General features: G+C 52.5%; 10 protein-coding genes and 1 pseudogene. 8 read left to right on the forward strand and 3 right to left on the reverse strand.

What is annotated here, in order from left to right; genetic code table 11:
* Positions 1-152: 152 nt before the first annotated feature.
* Both katG and P2G88_RS12330 read right to left on the reverse strand, forming a co-directional pair.
* On the reverse strand, positions 153-2324 hold the full coding sequence (gene katG, locus P2G88_RS12325) for a catalase/peroxidase HPI (protein WP_275796389.1): 2172 nt from the start codon (positions 2322-2324) through the stop codon (positions 153-155).
* A gap of 236 nt (positions 2325-2560) precedes the next feature.
* Positions 2561-3994, reverse strand: a complete 1434-nt coding sequence (locus P2G88_RS12330; RefSeq protein WP_275796391.1) for a hypothetical protein — start codon at positions 3992-3994, stop codon at positions 2561-2563.
* A gap of 432 nt (positions 3995-4426) precedes the next feature.
* Here P2G88_RS12330 and P2G88_RS12335 point away from each other — a divergent pair.
* From P2G88_RS12335 to P2G88_RS12365, 7 genes and pseudogenes are all read left to right on the forward strand, one after another.
* Positions 4427-5576 (forward strand): annotated as a pseudogene (locus P2G88_RS12335) (peroxidase family protein); the annotation flags it as partial.
* A 315-nt stretch (positions 5577-5891) separates the two neighbouring features.
* Positions 5892-7718, forward strand: a complete 1827-nt coding sequence (locus P2G88_RS12340; protein ID WP_275796392.1) for a PLP-dependent aminotransferase family protein — start codon at positions 5892-5894, stop codon at positions 7716-7718.
* Positions 7719-7812: 94 nt separating this feature from the next.
* Entirely contained in the window at positions 7813-8655 is an 843-nt protein-coding gene (locus tag P2G88_RS12345; protein WP_275796394.1) for a carbon-nitrogen hydrolase family protein, read from the forward strand.
* A 148-nt stretch (positions 8656-8803) separates the two neighbouring features.
* The gene (locus tag P2G88_RS12350; protein WP_275796396.1) at positions 8804-11218 is read left to right on the forward strand and encodes a TonB-dependent receptor; all 2415 of its coding nucleotides are present in this window, start codon (positions 8804-8806) and stop codon (positions 11216-11218) included.
* 34 nt (positions 11219-11252) lie between these two features.
* Entirely contained in the window at positions 11253-12872 is a 1620-nt protein-coding gene (locus P2G88_RS12355; protein WP_275796398.1) for a tetratricopeptide repeat-containing sulfotransferase family protein, read from the forward strand.
* Positions 12866-14581 carry a serine hydrolase gene (locus tag P2G88_RS12360; RefSeq protein ID WP_275796400.1) on the forward strand — a complete coding sequence of 572 codons (1716 nt, stop codon included), beginning with the start codon at positions 12866-12868 and terminating at the stop codon, positions 14579-14581. Before P2G88_RS12355 ends, P2G88_RS12360 begins: the two co-directional genes overlap by 7 nt.
* The gene (locus P2G88_RS12365; protein WP_275796402.1) at positions 14578-15744 is read left to right on the forward strand and encodes an MFS transporter; all 1167 of its coding nucleotides are present in this window, start codon (positions 14578-14580) and stop codon (positions 15742-15744) included. Before P2G88_RS12360 ends, P2G88_RS12365 begins: the two co-directional genes overlap by 4 nt.
* On the opposite strand, the gene P2G88_RS12370 is transcribed toward P2G88_RS12365, so the two are convergent.
* A complete protein-coding gene (locus P2G88_RS12370) occupies positions 15741-16661 on the reverse strand; it encodes a LysR family transcriptional regulator (protein ID WP_275796404.1) in 921 nt (306 codons plus the stop codon). The genes P2G88_RS12365 and P2G88_RS12370 overlap by 4 nt on opposite strands.
* A 98-nt stretch (positions 16662-16759) precedes the next feature.
* Between P2G88_RS12370 and P2G88_RS12375 the strand changes: the two genes are divergently transcribed.
* The gene (locus P2G88_RS12375) at positions 16760-18220 is read left to right on the forward strand and encodes an NAD-dependent succinate-semialdehyde dehydrogenase (protein WP_275796406.1); all 1461 of its coding nucleotides are present in this window, start codon (positions 16760-16762) and stop codon (positions 18218-18220) included.
* Positions 18221-18225 lie beyond the last annotated feature (5 nt).

Here is an 18225-nt window from a genome sequence, read left to right on the forward strand (position 1 = left end):
CATTTCTAGTTCATATTGTTGTGGGGTTTTGTCTCTAAGCATGGTGAATCCATGTTGTTCACTATGCTCATTAGATCAAAGGCCTGGATCTGCGTCCAGGCCTTTTTCAACAGTCTGAAGGGCCGACAGGCCCTTTTCTTTCTGTGACAATGTTATTTCAATTCAAACCGATCCAAGTTCATTACCTTGTCCCAGGCAGCAACGAAATCTCTGACGAATCGTTCATGGCCGTCGCTGGCGCCGTAGACTTCGGCAATCGCCCGTAATTGGGAATTGGAGCCAAATACCAGGTCGACTCTGGAGCCTGTCCATTTCAACTCGCCGCTTTTGCGATCCAGTCCCTCGAACTTTTGTGCCTCTTTGCTGGTGGGCTTCCAAACGGTGTCCATATCCAGCAGATTGACAAAGAAGTCATTGCTCAGACATTCCTTTTGATGGGTGAACACTCCATGCTGGCTATTGCCATGATTTGCACCCAACACCCTGAGACCGCCTATAAGTACCGTCATTTGAGGGGCGGTGAGGGTCAGAAGTTGCGCCTTGTCTATCAACATCTCTTCAGCGGACACGTCGAACTTGTCCTTTTGGAAATTGCGAAAGCCATCTGCCAGAGGTTCAAGGTATGCCAGTCCTTCCGCATCGGTCTGCTTCTCTGATGCATCCATGCGCCCGGGGGTAAAGGGGGCTTCGATGTTCATACCGGCGTTCCTCGCCGCCTTTTCAACCGCAGCGCAGCCCCCCAGCACAATCAAATCTGCCAGTGACACTTTCTTGCCACCACTTTGGACACTGTTAAATGCTTGCTGAATACCTTCCAGCACTTTCAGTACCATGGCCAGCTGTTTTGGCTGGTTTACCTCCCAATCCTTTTGTGGTGCCAAACGAATGCGGGCACCATTAGCGCCGCCACGCATGTCAGACCCCCTGAAAGTAGAGGCCGAAGCCCAGGCCGTACTGACCAATTGGGCGATGCTCAGACCGCTATCGAGCAATTTGTCTTTGAGTTTAGCGATATCCTGTTTATCTATTAATGGATGGTTAACTGGCGGAATCGGGTCTTGCCACAGCAGATCTTCTTTGGGGACTTCTGGACCTAAATAGCGCGATTTTGGCCCCATATCGCGGTGAGTCAGCTTAAACCAGGCGCGGGCAAAGGCATCGGCGAGCTGGTCAGGATTGTTTAAAAAGCGCCGCGATATCTTCTCATAGGCTGGATCGAATCGCAGCGACAAGTCAGTGGTCAACATGGTAGGACGGTGGTGCTTATTCTTGTCAAAGGCATCGGGGATGCTCTCATCGGCGTTCTTGGCTACCCACTGATGGGCACCGGCCGGACTTTTGGTCAGCTCCCACTCGAAGCCGAATAAGTTTTCAAAATAATAATTGCTCCACTGGGTTGGGGTTTGTGTCCAAGTCACTTCCAGCCCACTGGTGATGGCATCTTTGCCCTTGCCGGAGCCATAGCTGTTGCGCCAGCCAAAGCCTTGTTCTTCGATGGACGCTGCTTCGGGGTTGGGGCCCACATGGGATTCTGCAGCAGCACCATGGGTCTTGCCAAAGGTATGCCCCCCGGCAATCAGGGCCACGGTTTCTTCGTCATTCATGGCCATGCGGGCAAAGGTTTCACGAATATCCTTGGCTGCCGCCACAGGATCCGGATTGCCATTGGGCCCTTCAGGATTCACATAAATTAAGCCCATTTGCACGGCTGCCAGCGGGTTTTCCAGATCGCGATCACCAGAATAACGCTTGTCTTCAAGCCAGGTGGTTTCCCTGCCCCAATAAATATCTTGTTCCGGTTCCCAAATGTCGGGGCGGCCGCCACCAAAGCCAAAGGTCTTGAAGCCCATGGATTCCAGTGCCACGTTACCGGCCAAAATCATCAGGTCGGCCCAGGATATCTTGTCACCGAATTTTTGTTTGACTGGCCACAACAATCGTCTTGCCTTATCCAGATTGACGTTGTCCGGCCAGCTGTTGAGCGGCGCAAAGCGCTGATTGCCGGTCCCTCCGCCACCTCGTCCATCATGGACGCGATAGGTTCCTGCGCTGTGCCAAGCCATACGAATAAAGAACCCGCCGTAGTGGCCGAAGTCTGCCGGCCACCAATCTTTGGAGTCTGTCATCAGTGCATGCAGTTCTTGTTTAACGGCTTTAAAGTCCAGTGACTTAAAGGCTTCGGCGTAGTTGAAGTCATCGCCCATTGGGTTGGACTTTTCTGAGTGCTGATGAAGGATGTCGAGCCGCAATTGATTGGGCCACCAATCCTTGTTGGTCGTTCCACCGCCAGCGCTTTGGTGCATTGGGCATTTGCTCTGGGCCATAAAGTTGTCTCCTGACTTGTAATAGGCATTCTTGCAGACTTATGTATAGTTGCTGGCACAGCAATTTGACCAATTGAACTAATAGAACCTTTTGTTCGCTTTTATCAATGGAGACTTAAAAAAAGCGCGGTTATGGTGATGACTGAGAAAGAGAGCACGGCATCTCTTTCTCAGGGGCTCCACTTTCTTAGCAAGATAGCCGTTATGGCTATCTGCATCGATACTGGCATTAAGGATCAATGAGCCGGGTTCCAGTTTGGTTTGGTAATCTCTCCCGTGTCATCTTTGACGACATAAGACACCATGTTTCCTGTGCTGTCGTATTCATAAATAAATTCTGCGACCTGCCAAATATTATGCAAAGCCAATTGTCCCTCGGTGTCCAGGAAACGACGGGATTTGAGATAGCCATTGCTGTCATACTGAAAGTCTTCATGCGCATAGCCAAGGCCTTTATGAATAACCGGCTTACGATCTAAATTGTAAAATACCCTGCTTACCGGTCGACCTTGATTATCCAGCAGAGTCGCCACAGAATGCACTCCAGAATAACTACTAACAACAGCATTCCCCTCTTTGTCGTAGTATTGGTCACTCACATTAAACACGCCGTCTTTGCTCCATTTGCTGAGGATTTTGGCAATGCCAGAGCTGGAGTTCACCGGTTTGCCATCTGTGCCAAAGTGAGTGCGCTCTATCGGATTGCCAACCTTATCAAACTGATAATAAACCTTGTGTGCTCCCCAGCGGGTTGATTGTGGTTGGCCTTGATCATCAATAAACAAAGCAAGTTGCTCACGACCATAGCCAGATGGTTCATAGACTATTTCGGCTATTTCACTCATACCCTTGTGGGCGCGACCTGTATGCTCAAGATTTAGCCAGCGAGTGAATTCTCCGTGTTGATTGTATTCTATCTGGGTCATAGCAACACCAGCCTGATCGGTGCTCAGGTGCTCGCCGTCGGCTCCTAGGTTGTACATGCGCGTCAATAGACCGTTAGCATCATAGGCAAACTTAGTAACCAGGAAACCAAATCCGGGTCGATTTCTAACCAGCTCCCCCCCGGTGTCAAATCGCTGCTCGGTTACTTGGCCGTCATCACTAACCTGCCATTGATATCTTGCGATACCAAAATCATTGTTGATGACTTTTCCCTCGATATCATGAAAGGTCAGGCTGGTCCTTCGGCCTTTTTCATCCAAATCAAAGTGGCTCTCGTAGACATCTCCCGAGACTAAAGTGCGCGCCCCGAGGGGATCATAGAAGCGACGAGTCTCTTTGCCGTTTTTATAATCAATTTTGATATGGGGGGCCCTAACGAAACGGTCAGCAAAATCCACTACTCGTCCCTGTAACTGATACTTGAGTGAAGTGAGACGTCCTTGGTCATCGTATTCAAATTGAAAATGCTTAATACCGGCCGCCTCCTTCTCTGAAAGTTTTCGGGCACAGCGTATATCGGCATAAGGTGTTTCCCTGAAAACAATACCGGCGCACAATTCGCTGGAAGCAGCAGCCTGCAAAGGCAAAAAAAGACTGTAGAAGGTAAGCGGTAGTAGCATCATTCTAGTGGCAACATTCATAGAACAGGTTCTCCTCAATTTGAAAGTAAAGTACATGAGCCAGCGAGCGGATCGAATGGTGTTTACAAGGCGTAGCACTGGCATACCAAGCTCTATGGTCCTTACGTCAACACCAAGCCGCTGTCTTTAACCCAGGCTCGTCACAAGATGATGGGGTAAAGGTGGCTTCCATTTAACTAGCTAAAGACAGGGGGGCGTGTTCTTAGGATGAACTGCATGGAGACGGATTGGCGTTGATAGCGGCCAGGGTCAAGTGATTCATATCCGCGACCAAATTTTCGGCAAAATGATTACGTTGGTTCTCCTGATAATTCTATGCTTTCGATTGCCACAATCAGTTTTATTAATCGTATGTGTTCGGTCAAATTTGCTTTTCATTCTTATAGTTACTACGAAGTCGAAGCTTTGAAGAGAGGAAATCAAGATGAAATCGATCATCGGAGGGCTTGTTTCTACTCTCGTCGTTGCCGTTTCCCTCGCTGTGACGGCCCCTGATACTGGTGCCGGTGAGGCAAAGAGCAATCAATTCTGGTGCCTGACGCCCATGACAAGACCAAGCGTCATCAGCCTATTATGTTTACCACAGACCTGGCATTAAAGTTCGACCCCAGCTATCGCGAGATTGCGATGCGCTTCAAGAATAATCCCGAGGAGTATCAACTGGCCTTTTCCAAAGCCTGGTTTAAGTTGACCCACAGGGATATGGGGCCTTCGGCTCGTTACCTGGGTGCTGAAGTGCCGAAAGAGGCGTTGATGTGGCAAGACCCTTTGCCAGCGGTGGATTACAAGCTGATCAGCGAGAAAGAAGTCGACAAGCTTAAGGGCGAGATCCTGAAAACCGGTTTGAGCGTGCCGGAATTGGTGCGCACTGCCTGGGCATCCGCATCCAGCTTCCGTGGTACCGATATGCGCGGTGGCGCCAACGGTGCCCGAGTGCGCTTTGGCCCCGCAAAAAGACTGGGCGGTAAATAATCCTGCCGAGTTGAGCAAGGTACTGGTCAAGCTGGAAAGTGTGCAACAGAGCTTCAACAAGTCACTGTCCGGTGGCAAGAAGGTATCGCTGGCCGACGTAATTGTGTTGGGTGGCGCGGCGGCTATTGAAAAAGCGGCTAAAGAAGCTGGCTTCACCGTTAAAGTGCCATTCTCTCCTGGTCGTACTGACGCTACGCAAGAGCAAACTGATGTGGCGTCTTTTGCAGTACTGGAGTCTAAAGCCGATGGCTTCAGAAACTACTACAGCATGGACAGCTACATGACACCTGCCGATATGCTGGTGGACAAAGCGTCCATGCTTAATCTGACAGTACCTGAAATGACCGTGTTGGTTGGTGGTATGCGGGTACTCGGCGCTAACCATGGTGACTCGAAACACGGTGTATTTACCGCCAAGCCAGGTACTTTGAACAACGACTTCTTCGTTAACTTGCTGGATATGTCCACCAAGTGGAGTAAGTCCAGTACCGATGGCATCTATGAAGGCCATGATCGCAAGACCGGTAAGCTGAAGTGGACGGCCACGCCGGTAGATCTTATCTTCGGCTCTAACTCAGAACTGCGGGCAATCGCTGAGGTCTACGGTGCCAACGATGGTAAAACCAAGTTTGTTGATGACTTTATCAAGGCTTGGAGCAAGGTGATGACCGCCGATCGATTCGATAAAGTCTAAGGCTATCCGTTGCCGACCAATAGGTAGGTATCAATTTAAAAACCGATGTCGCAACGACATCGGTTTTTTTTCGGACCAAGAACAACCCGAAGATTATGGTGCCAGATTGGCTGCGCTTATGGAGCCAGATGCTGTCGCTGACAACCCATAGTTTACTGGGCCTCACTTAGGGAATTAATTTAACCATTTGTTTTTATTGAATTAAATATCTTTTTGGATAGGATCATGGAATGCTGTTTAGGCCTGAAATTATAACCATATATCGCTTGATCAGTGGCCTGGACTCAGACTAGGGTAGGTCCAATCAGGATAACCATGAGTCCAGATGCAGCCATGTCCAGCGCCAATGCCTTGCTAATCCATATTGAGCCTTCTGACAAAGGCGAGAGTCTGCAAAGTCAGATCCGTCGTCAGTTCGTGGACAATATCCTCAGCGGCGCCTTGCCTGGCGGTCGCAAGTTACCGTCTTCAAGAAAGTTAGCGATGCAGTTGCGGGTATCCCGCAATACGGTAGTGCTGGTGTATAACAGCCTGCTTGAAGAGGGATTCTTAGTCAGTCGCGAAAGAAGTGGGATCTACGTCAATGATCAACTTAAAGCGAGCAAGCCTGAGAAGATCAGCACCCCATTGCGGCCATCCGCCGGCTCCGCCCTGCGTTTGCCAGGGCGTTTTCAGGGGACTTCTCACCATAGCCTGGCCCGCAATTGGCGCGACTATCGCTACCCTTTTGTGGATGGGGTATTTGATATTTCCCTGTACCCGGTACGAGAGCTGAAAGACGCTAATGCCAGGGCCAACGCCAGCAGCGAAATTTTGCAATGGTCTCAACTTCAGCACGATTGCGACGATCCAATGCTGGTGGAACAAATTCAGACCCGTATTTTACCCCGGCGTGGTATCAGTGCCAGTGCCAATGAAATCCTGATCACCGCCGGCTCACAACAGGCGTTATATTTACTGATGCAGCTGTTGGTGGATGGCGACACTCAGGTGGCCATGGAGGAGCCCGGGTTCCCTGAAGCGCGCGAGTTGATACGCCAGCGCACGGACAAATTACGCTATCAACATTTGGATTTGCAGGGCATGGTGGTAGATCACAATCTTGACGGTTGTCACCTGATTTACACCACCCCCAGTCATCAGACTCCCACTAGTGTGACCATGTCGCTGAGCAGACGCCAGGCTCTGCTGCAAAAGGCCACGCAGCAAGACAGCCTGATACTCGAAGATGACTTTGAGTTTGAGAGCAATTTCCTGGGCCAGCCCCATCCTGCGCTGCGCAGCCTGGAAGGCGGGCATCGTGTTGTCTACTTGTCTTGCCTATCCAAGGTGTTGGCTGCCGGTTTGCAGATTAGCTTTGTGGTGGCTGAGGCTGAGGTGATCGCCGAACTTCGAAAGTTACGCAAGCTGGTGGGGCGCACGCCATCACTTAATAACCAGCGCACCGCCGCTTATTTCTTGTCGCTGGGTTATTACGATGCTTTTATGATGCAGGTCCACAAAACCATCTATGAGCGGTGGTTGACGCTGCGTGAAGCGCTCAACATTTACCTGCCTAACTCCATCAATACCGGCCCTATTTTTGGTGGCAGTGCCTATTGGATCACCGGTCCCAAAGAACTGGATGACAGTTATCTGCTGGATGCCGCAGCCAAGCAAGGTATTTTGCTGGAGCCGGTACGTAAGTATTTTGCTGCTGGTGATGCACCTAAAAACTGTTTCCGCATGGGGGTGACCAGCATCAGCGCCGATCGCATCAAAGAGGGGGTGCGCCGACTGGCCCAACTTATTCGCGAATTGGTCGCCGATCATGAAGAAAATTTATCTAACGCCAAAGGCCGCCTGTTAAGTCAGGCTGAACTGGAAAAACGCCTGCCCGGGATGACCTTGTGCTGTGAGATGGTCTACGGCGTGCCGTGCGAAATCCGTTTGTTAGCTGACGGTCGTATGCAAGGCGAGACCGGTGGCTACAACCCGGAGGCCGACACTGGCCGCTGGTGGGTGAAAGACGGCATGTACTATCGTCAATGGCAGTTATGGGGATACGGTGAAACCCACGGTTACTATGTGATTGTGGATGGTACGCAGATGAAGTGGTTTGACGCCGACTATCGCCTGGTACGAAAACTGGAAATCGTTTAGTCCAATTGGACCCATGCATCCAGATAATCTGGCTCTATAGGCTGACGCCAGAATTTCCTATTGTAAAGCTGCACCTGACTTAAGTGGAATCAACATGGATCATATCGCCCTGGCCGCCATGCAATTGGCTCTGCCTCCCGGCAACAACTTATCTTTGCTCTGCGCCAAGGCGCGCCAGGCAAAAGCGCGTTTCCCCTGGTTGAAAATGCTGGTGTTCAGTGAACTCTGTATCAATGGGCCCGCTACCAGCCACGCTGTCCCTTTCCCGAGCGAAGCAGAAAGGCAATTTCAGACCCTGGCGAAAGAGCTGAAGCTTTGGATCGTCAGCGGTTCGGAATTCGAGCTTGAGGATGGCAAGGTTTTTAATACCAGTTCGGTGATTGACGACAATGGGTGCCTGATTACCCGCTATCGCAAGCTTTTCCCTTTTCTTCCTTATGAGCAGGGCGTTACACCAGGCGAGGATTTTGTGGTGTTCGACACCCCGGCCGGGCGGTTTGGTCTGGCCATTTGTTACGACTTATGGTTTCCCGAAGTGGCCCGTGCCCTGGTAAGCCTGGGAGCAGAGGTGCTGCTATATCCGACGATGACCAACACCATAGACAGGGCGCAGGAGTTACATATGGCCTATGCCACCGCCGCCATGCACCAATGCTATGTGGTAGCGGTCAATGGCTGTGGAAGCCATGGCAACGGCCAGTCCATTGTCGTTGGTCCGGATGGCCGTTGTCTGCACCAGGCCAAAGAAATGGAAGAAATTGTGCCCCTTGAATTGGATTTGGCGTGGGTGCGGCGCAGCCGCGTGCGGGGGCTGGACAATCTCGGACAGCCTTTGAAAAGTTTCCGCGACACTGAGCTCAACTTTCCCCAATACCAAGGGGACAAGGCCAGCCTGCCAGGTTTGGCTGATTTAGGGCCCTTAGTGGTGCCTGATTAGCGCCTCACAGAACGGACCAGAGCGCCTGAAACTGGCCCCATAGAGGGAGTCAAACTGGCGCTAGGGTAGCCCGGCCGGTTGTTTTAGGCTGAGTTGGAAAGAACAAGAATTCGCCATTTTCAGGAGAAAAATGATGCAACAGCCCTCAATGAGACTCCACAAACTATCTGGCGCTATTGCCAGCGCCCTGATGCTGGTTCCCGTCAGCCCGCTTGCTTTGGCTCAGGAACAAAAGCAAGCCGATTCTCCTGATAAGAGTTATGAGGTGATCGAAGTCACGGCTAACCGCAGGGTACAGAATATCCAGGAGGTGCCTTACAACATCTCGGCCATCTCCGGGGCCGAATTGGAGAAAGAGAATATCATCGACGCCAGTGAAATGATGCGCAATATCGCTGGATTGTCGGTCGTTGACCGGGGCTATCGCAACTCAGGTACGGTCAATGGACTGGTGATCCGCGGGGTGAATGTGGATGGTGCCAGCAATGGCGATATTGCCCTGTCAGCCGTACCCACTGTCGCCACCTATATCAACGACACCCCTTTGTACGCTAACTTTATCCTTAAAGACATTGAGGCTGTGGAAGTGCTGCGTGGTCCGCAGGGCACGCTCTATGGTTCCGGGTCACTGGCCGGTACGGTGCGCTATCGTATGAATCGCCCGGATACAGATGAATTTGCCGGGATGGTATCGGCGTCTTATGGACAGACCAAAGGCTCCGATGGCAACAACCTGAATCTGGATGTGATGGTCAATGTACCTATCAGCGATCGCCTCGCTTTTCGCGCCAATATCGGCAAAATTGATAACGATGGCATTGTCGATTATGTCAATCTTTACCAGTTGAATGACCAGGGCGCACCGCTGGCCGAAGGTGGCGATATTGCCGCAGGCGGCCCCTTGTTTACCGCCAAAAAAGATGCTGACACTGTCGATATCGACTATGGGCGCGCCTCCCTGGCCCTTGACGTAAACGAACGCCTCAGAGTCTTGCTCGCCCATCAGTGGCAGGATGACGAGATTGGCGGGCGGCGCCAGGTTACCCGGGGAACCAACTGGGTGTCCGGCACTGAGCAGGCTTACGGTGAATATGAGAATGGCGCTATCCAACTGGAGCCTTCCAGCCGTGATGTGCAGTTGACTTCGCTGGAGATTGAATGGGATCTGGGTTTCGCTACCCTCACCTCCAGTAGCTCGGATTATAAGCATGAAGGTCAGTCCGTCAGCGACAATACCGGGTTTTATGCCAAGCAAAACTGGTTTGCCGATCTTTACTATGGTTCCCCTCGTCCCATGGCCAGAGCCGAAAGAGGCTATGCGGAAGAAGCCTTTGTGCAAGAGCTGCGGCTGGTGTCGAACGAGACCAAGGCCAATATGGATTGGATCATCGGTGCCTATTACATGGATCAGGACACTTTCTCAACCCAGGATAGCTTTATGCCTGGGTATCAGGAATGGGCCTTCGCGGCTTTCTCTTGGTGGCCCACCATGGCAGGTTTTGGCATGGTGTATACCGATCAGGATTTCCGTTACCGCCGCAACCAGAATTTCAAAGACAAGGCGTTGTTCGGTGAGCTGACTTATCATCTGTCTGAAGATCTGCGCGCGACTGTCGGGGTCAGGCGCTTTGACAATGAGTTCGTTAATGACACCGAGTTATCCTTACCGATCTGGCCATTCCTGGGCGCCGAGCCTACCTTTAACACCGATGAAAGCGATACCCTGTTCAAGCTAAACCTGGCCTATGACCTCAGCCAGGACCACATGGCGTATTTTACCGTGGCTGAGGGTTACCGTCGTGGCGGAGCAAATGCTGTGCCTCTTGAAGGCAGCTTGGCGGAAAGGCCAGCCTGGCAGCAATACCAATCCGACAGCGTGATCAATTACGAGCTGGGGATAAAGGGTAAGCTGGCAGACAATAACCACAGCTACGCCTTGGCGCTGTATCGCATCGATTGGGATGATCCACAACTGAACACGGCCTCTACCTGGGGGTTCTTCACTGTGGCTAACGGTGATTCCGCGCGCACTCAAGGCTTAGAGTTTGAACTAAAGGGCTACCTGACCGACAGTCTGCGCTATGTATTGGGCTATGCCCATGTCAGCGCCGAGCTGACCGGTGACTTCCTGGTGCCTTCTTCGGTGGGGGCTGACAACCCGACCCGGGTAGCGGCCGAGGATGGCGATCGCCTGCCTTCCACGCCGAAAAATACCCTGAGTTTGTCGCTGGATCACACTTATTCGCTCAATAGCGACTGGTATCTGATCACTGCCCTTAATGGCTACTACCAGTCGGACTCTGTGAATTTCCTCGGAGATCACCCACTGCTGCAGGCAACTATCGATGGTTTCTCCATTTGGAATGCCAGTGTGCGCTTAAGCAGTGATGATTGGGATCTGGTGTTGTACGTGAAAAATCTGTTTAACGAAGAGGGCGTGACCGGCATGCTGCCGGAAGCCTATATGGGGACCGATCCTGAAGAAAACTTCTTGGGCAATGCCTCGAAGGACTACATCTCATTGCCAAGAACAGTAGGTCTGTCAGCTACTTATCGGTTCTGATAGGCTGTTTACAGATGCACGATCCGGAGTGAAGATGAGCGGCAATGGTGAAGATTTAATGCCCTCCAGAGCACAGCAGGGAAAGCAGGCACGGCTGATGGAAGCGCAGTGCCTGCAAGCCCTGAACCAGGGACGGGCTGATGAGGCACTGCAATTGTGCCAGCAACTCAACCACGATTATCCCGATTATGCCAGGGGATGGTTGTTGCTCAGTGATATGGCGCTGCGTGGCAGTCACCCGCAGTTGGCTTTGGAGGCCATCGATCGTGCCTTGTCACTACAACCAGGCGAGCCAGAGTTCCTCCTGCATAAAGCCAGACTACTGTATCAGGCGAAACAGATTGCGGTGCTTGATGTCCTGTTAGAGCGACTGGCTGAAACCCCCATACACAATGCCTGTCTGCTGGCAGACCTGGCCTACCTGGAAAATTTGCGTGGCCGGTTGTCTGCGGCAGAACAGCATTATCGTCAGGCTCTGGTGCTGGATCCCGGTCAAGTCGGTTACCATTTTAATCTGGCCACCGTACTACGCTATGTGGGCAAGCTGGATGAGGCTGAAGTGCATCTTGAAAGGGCTATCGCCCTAAGGCCTCTGGATACCGAGGCGCATTTGCTGCTTAGTCAACTACGCCGGCAAACCCTAGACGACCATCACTTACCGAGGCTGAGGCGTTTATCAGAACACCCTGAGCTGACACGTCTGCAAAAGGCCCAAGTGCATTACGCCCTCGCCAAGGAACTGGAAGATCTGGGCCATTTTCAGGAAAGTGTAACAGCGCTGCGTCAGGGCGCGGCCCTGAAGCGCGCCAACATGCGCTATGAGGTGGATGGCGATATTGCGACACTGGACAAATTGCGTTCGGTTTTTGATCGGCAGTGGCTGGCCCAAACCAAGGATGGCCACGATAGTGAAGAGCCCATATTTGTTCTTGGCTTACCGCGAACCGGCTCCACGCTGGTGGAGCGCATTTTAAGTGCACATTCGGAAGTGCAAAGCGTCGGTGAACTAAACAATTTTGCATTGTGCATAATGGCACAGTGCCGGCGTACCTTCCGTCAGGCGCCGGCCAGCAAACTGAAACTGGTGGAAATGAGTGCTCAACTGGACATGGGGTTATTAGGCCGGGACTATGTGCAAAGTACCCGGCCAGATACCGGCCAGCATCGCCATTTTATTGATAAGTTACCGCTTAACTCATTAAACCTTGGCCTGATCGCCAAGGCGTTGCCAAACTCCAAACTTATCCTTGTGCGCCGCCACCCACTGGACAGCTGCTATGCCATGTTTAAGCAGCTTTTTACCCAGGGCTATCCCTTTTCTTATGATTTGAAAGAGCTGGCTGGTTATTTCATTGCGCACCATCGCCTTATGGGTCATTGGCAGGCATTGCTGGGGGACAGGCTGTTGTGCCTCGATTATGAAACACTGGTGACCCAGCCGGAACAACAGATCCAAGCCTTACTGGGTTACTGCAATCTTCCCTGGCAGGACGCCTGCCTGACGTTTCATCAGCACAATGAGCCCAGCAAGACTGCCAGCGCCAGCCAGATTCGTCAGCCACTGTACACCAGTTCAGTAGGTAAGTGGCGCCAGGTTGAAGCATTGCTGGCTCCTGTGCATGAGGCCTTCACAGAAGCAGGGATCCCGTGCTGAGAGTCCTTGCCCTGCTACTGATAACGCCCTGCTGCCAGGCTTTGCCTGCTATGGCTGACTGGTTGCAATCTCCCACCCTGCTGGCAGAAAAAACCCGAGTGCCACTGCACTATGACCAACTGGTGCAGCCACTTGAGGCCAGTGCAGAGCCCCAGCGGATAATAGACCTGCAAGGGTGGTTGCGCCTTACTCCCGGGCCTGTTGCCAACATACGCCTGTATGGCGACAGCGAGCCGGCTCCCGCTGCACAACAGTTGCCCACCATGCGCAGCCGCTGGCTTTTCGACAAGCAGGGATTGAGCCTGTCGGTGGATGACGGTCTGCAGGAGCCAAAAACCGGTCACTGGGACTATGTGATTGGTCATGGGCGCTATTGGACCCTCCCCGAGGAACAGGGATTGTACGTTGTTGCACCTCTGCACCTGGTGGAGAAAAATCAAAATTGCGTGCATAACGGTGTGGTGGCCATGCGCTTGCCCTTTACCTCGGGGAAAGGACATTTCTATTACCAGATCACCAGCGAAACCTGTGCCTACTTCAAAGCGGATCTATGGGGTACTGGAGAGCTGGATTGGCAACCCAAACTGCTGGCCGACGCCACTGACAAACTGAAAGCCTACCGACAGCGACAGGCCAGTAAACTGCCCGGCATCAGCATAGAGCAATTCCATGATCGTTATCCTCAGGCAGACATGGATGCGCTTCTGCTAAAAGGGGCAGTCGCCGCAGAGGACATCAGCCAATTAGGCTGGGTCATGGATAATGCGCATGTACGCGCGGCCTGCCCAAGCCGAAGTGGCGACTACCCTTTTTGTGAACAGCTATTGCTGCCCTCTTTCTCCACGGCAAAGTCCTTTATTGCCGGTAACGGTCTGATGTATCTGGAACATCGCTACCCAGGGCTTAAGGATGTCAAAGTCAGTGCGTTGGTTTCTCAGTGCACAGCGCCAAGCTGGCAACAGGTGTCACTGTTGGACCTGTTGAATATGCGTAGCGGCCATTATTTGTCAGACACCTATATGACAGATGAAGGTGCCGCCCACAGCCAACGGTTCTTTAATGCCGTTACCCACGAGGACAAGGTGGGTTATGCCTGCAAGCAGTTTCCAAAGCAGGCCGCCGCGGGCGAGCGCTTTGTGTACCAAAGCAGTCAAACTTATCTGCTGGGTACCGCTTTGCAGCAATTCGTTTGGGAACAAATGGGCAGTAAACAATCGCTGATAAAGGATGTTATTGAAGATGGCCTGTACCGGGATTTAGCGCTGAGTCCCATCGCCCGGTATCACCGCCACAGTGAGGGTGGTGTGCCTTTCTTTGGCTACGGCAGCCTGATGTATAACAGTGACCTGGTGGCCATTGCCCGTTTTACCCAGGCCCAAAGGCAGGCCGAGCAGCCACGGTTGGATTCCGCAATGCTGGCTCAGGCATTGCCGCAAGGCACCGGCTATTCAGGGCACCATACCGGCGAAGGCCAGCTAGGCTATGCCAATGGTTACTGGGCATTGGAGGTAACGCAAAGCTTAGAGTGCAATAAGCCCACCTGGCTGGCGTTTATGTCTGGCTACGGTGGCGTGACGGTTGCTTTCCTACCCGACAACCGGCTTTTTTATTATTTCAGTGACGGCCATGTTTATCGATGGCTGGCCGCTGTGAAGGCTTTACACGCCCTGGCTCCCCTCTGTCAGAGCAATACCGAGAGCAGATCATGATCAACAGCAGCGTTTTGCCGGTCAGCAAATACCAGGTCGCCCCCTCAGGCACTCTTGCCAAGATCTTTCTGGCTTTTTTGGCTACAGCCGGGATTTTTTATATCAATATCATGCCGGCTCTGGTGAGTGGCCTTATTGATGGATTAGGGTTTAGCAATCAACAGGCGGGCTACATCAGCTCTTCCAATCTGTACGGTGCCTCCATCGGTGCCTTGACGGCGGTGTTGATAGTGCGTCGCATCCGTTGGAAAAATTGGAGTCTGGTACTGTTGCTGAGTATTCTGATGCTGGATTTTGCCTCTATCTACCTGACGCAGCCCTGGCTATTGGCATCCCTGCGCTTCGTTCACGGCTTGGTAGGGGGCTTGCTGGTAGGGATCGGCTTTGCCGTGATATCCCGTACCGGTGATGCTGACCGCGCGTTTGGGTACTTGTTGTTTATCCAATGGGGATTTGGCGGATTAGGGTTAATGTATCTGCCCGCTTTGGTACCTGATTACGGGGTGTCAGTCCTTTTTTATGCCCTGATGCTGTTTACGGCCGTGACTTTAATGATGCTGCCGTTTTTACCCGACTACAGAGTAGAACAGGAAATACCGCAGCTTACCGGCGCCTTGCGTCCCGGCAAGGCCCTGGTGCTGACCCTGGTCGCGATATTTTTGTTTCAGGCTGCCAATATGGGCATGTTTGCCTATGTCATCGGGCTTGGACGTACGGCGGGCCTGACTCTGGACTTTATTAGCCCGGCCCTGGCGCTCGCCAGTTGGATAGCCTTGGCCGGTTCGGCATTGGTCATTGTTATCGGCACCAAATTTGGCCGAACCCGTCCGTTGCTGATGGGGATCCTGGTCACGGCACTGGCCACCTGGCTGCTCCACTACAGTGAGCTGGATTGGGTCTACGCCATATTCAACATACTTATCGGCATTACCTGGGCTTTTGCATTGCCCTTTTTGTTTGGGATTTGCTCTGAATTAGATCCCAGTGGCAAGCTGGCGGCTCTGGGCGGCTTTTGCTCCAAAATGGGTCTGGCCAGTGGCCCTTTGGTGGCCGGTATATTGTTGGGTGAGGACAATTACGGCGCGGTGATCAACATCGCCGCTATGGGCTTGCTTCTGTGCGCTGCCGCTGCATTCTGGCCAGCACGCCGTCTTGATGGCTAAGAGTGTAATGCCTGCCAGATAGCCAAAAAGGCAGAAACTTTGTTCTGTTCCTTGGCCGCCTGACGGGTGACCAGGCTGTATTCCACATCGTAAAAGCGCTTATGTGGCTGAACTGCACGCAATTTCCCCTTGGCTAACCAAGGTGCCGCGTAGTCGGCGGGGAAAAAGCCCAGGTAGCCCCCTGATTGCACCAGCGCCATACGGGCATCGAAGTGATAAGCCCTGGCTGCCCGATTAAGCTGGCTCAGTTGCTCACGCCCGCGGGCGTTGACTTCCACGCCCGGATAGACCACGGGATAGCGCTGTACCGCCTGATCCTGAATGCGCTCTTCAGCCATTTCAAATAACGGATGACTGGCTCCGCAGTAGAGATACAGTGGTTGCCGGTAGACGCTTTGATATTGCAAACCTTCGATCTGCCGGTAACTGGGGAACAAGCCGATGTGGCATTGATCCTTAAGCAGCATTTGTTCGATGCTGTTGATGCCATTCACATCCACTACCACATGCAGCTTTGGCTGTTGCTTCTGCAATTTGCCTAGCACTGCCGGGAGGCGGATATGGGGTGACAAAGACACATCGTCACTGCATTGGATCACCAGTTCACCACTGATTTCACCTGCCACTGTGGCCACGGCCGTAGCAAACTGATCTAAGGACGCAAATAGTTGGGTGGCCGCATCATATATCTGTTGTCCGGCACCGGTCAGTGAAAACCCGGCCCGTCCCCGGTTGCAAAGTTTCAGGCCCAAACGCTGTTCGAGGTTGCCCATATGCACGCTGATGGTGGAACGCGACAGGTTGAGTTCGGATTCGGCAGCAGAGAAGCCTTCGCATTGCACCACAGTGCGAAACACCCGCAACAGGCGCAGGTCATATTCGCTGACGGGTTTGGGTAATACCGGTGATTTATACATTGTTTGATAAATATAAACCTTAATGTTGATAGTTTAATATTTAAAAGGGTAAAAGTTCAGCGCTAAATAGAACAAATTTCCTTACGTCATGAAGGCTTATGTTGAATCTTAAGGATAGTGCTCTGTTAAAGAGCCAATGTTATATCGACGGTACATGGTGGGACGCAAACAGTCGCTTTGATGTGCGCAATCCCGCCAATGGCCAATTGTTGGCAGAGGTGGCCGATGCCGACCCGGCGCTGACCGAACGGGCGGCGCTGGCAGCCCAAAAAGCACAAAAAAACTGGGCAGCGAAACCCGCTGCGGAACGCTCGGCGATTTTGCGCCGCTGGTACGAGCTATTGGTCAGTCATCAGCAGGATCTGGCATGCCTGATGACCGCCGAACAAGGTAAACCATTGGCCGAGTCCCGCGCTGAGGTGACCTATGGTGCATCATTTGTAGAATGGTTCGCCGAAGAAGCCAAGCGAATGTATGGGGATACCATTCCCGCTCCCTCTGCCGACAAGCGCATCTTGGTGCTGAAACAGCCGGTTGGTGTGGTTGCTGCCATCACCCCTTGGAACTTCCCCAATGCCATGATCACCAGGAAGGCGGCACCGGCCTTGGCGGCTGGTTGTTCAATTGTGGTGCGTCCGGCAGAGTTGACCCCGCTCTCTGCATTGGCCTTGGCGGAGCTGGCTGAGCGCGCCGGGATCCCGCCAGGGGTGTTCAATGTGGTGACGGGCACCAACGCCAAAGCTATGGGCGAGGTATTGACCCAACATCCTGCAGTCGACAAGTTCTCCTTTACCGGTTCAACCGCAGTGGGCAAGCAATTGATTGCCCAATGTGCCGGCACGGTTAAGCGGGTGTCTATGGAACTTGGTGGTAATGCGCCCTTTATCGTGTTTGACGATGCCGATTTAGATGCCGCGGTGAAAGGGGCCATAGCCAGTAAATACAGAAATGCCGGGCAAACTTGTGTCTGTGCCAACCGCTTCTTGATTCAGGAAGGTATTTACGATGAATTTGCCGAGCGTCTGGTTGCGGCAGCAAAAGGGCTCAAGGTTGGGCATGGGCTGCAGGAGGGGGTGCAGATTGGCCCCATGATCCATGCTCAAGCGGCAACCCGGGTTGAGCAACTGGTGCAAGATGCGCTCGCCCAGGGTGCCAAACGATTAACGGGCGGTCCTTTGCAGGACTTGGGTGACAATTTCTATGCCCCGACGGTCCTTACGGGTGTCAGCAATGGGATGGCGATTGCCGAGCAGGAGATTTTTGGACCTGTTGCGCCGCTGATCTCCTTTAAAGATGAAGCCCAGGCATTGGCTTTGGCCAATGATACGGAAATGGGCTTGGCGGCTTATTGTTACAGCCGGGACATTGGACGTATCTACCGCATGGGAGAAAGGCTGCAATTTGGCATGGTAGGTCTCAATGAAGGGATTATTTCCAATGTGACCGCCCCCTTTGGTGGCATAAAAGCATCCGGAAATGGCCGCGAAGGCTCCAAATATGGATTAGACGAATATACTGAAATTAAATACCTGTGCCTGGGTGGCATAGATAACGCTTAAAGAGG

It is taken from the genome of Aliiglaciecola sp. CAU 1673, from assembly GCF_029223185.1.
In the GTDB taxonomy this organism is placed as follows: domain Bacteria; phylum Pseudomonadota; class Gammaproteobacteria; order Enterobacterales; family Alteromonadaceae; genus Bowmanella.

Excerpts from the sequence above, each read along its gene's own strand:
- katG (WP_275796389.1), bottom strand. The coding sequence starts at position 2,324 with ATGGCCCAGAGCAAATGCCCAATGCACCAAAGCGCTGGCGGTGGAACG.
- P2G88_RS12330 (WP_275796391.1), bottom strand. The coding sequence starts at position 3,994 with ATGCCAGTGCTACGCCTTGTAAACACCATTCGATCCGCTCGCTGGCTC.
- P2G88_RS12340 (WP_275796392.1), top strand. The coding sequence starts at position 5,892 with ATGAGTCCAGATGCAGCCATGTCCAGCGCCAATGCCTTGCTAATCCAT.
- P2G88_RS12345 (WP_275796394.1), top strand. The coding sequence starts at position 7,813 with ATGGATCATATCGCCCTGGCCGCCATGCAATTGGCTCTGCCTCCCGGC.
- P2G88_RS12350 (WP_275796396.1), top strand. The coding sequence starts at position 8,804 with ATGAGACTCCACAAACTATCTGGCGCTATTGCCAGCGCCCTGATGCTG.
- P2G88_RS12355 (WP_275796398.1), top strand. The coding sequence starts at position 11,253 with ATGAGCGGCAATGGTGAAGATTTAATGCCCTCCAGAGCACAGCAGGGA.
- P2G88_RS12365 (WP_275796402.1), top strand. The coding sequence starts at position 14,578 with ATGATCAACAGCAGCGTTTTGCCGGTCAGCAAATACCAGGTCGCCCCC.
- P2G88_RS12370 (WP_275796404.1), bottom strand. The coding sequence starts at position 16,661 with ATGTATAAATCACCGGTATTACCCAAACCCGTCAGCGAATATGACCTG.
- P2G88_RS12375 (WP_275796406.1), top strand. The coding sequence starts at position 16,760 with ATGTTGAATCTTAAGGATAGTGCTCTGTTAAAGAGCCAATGTTATATC.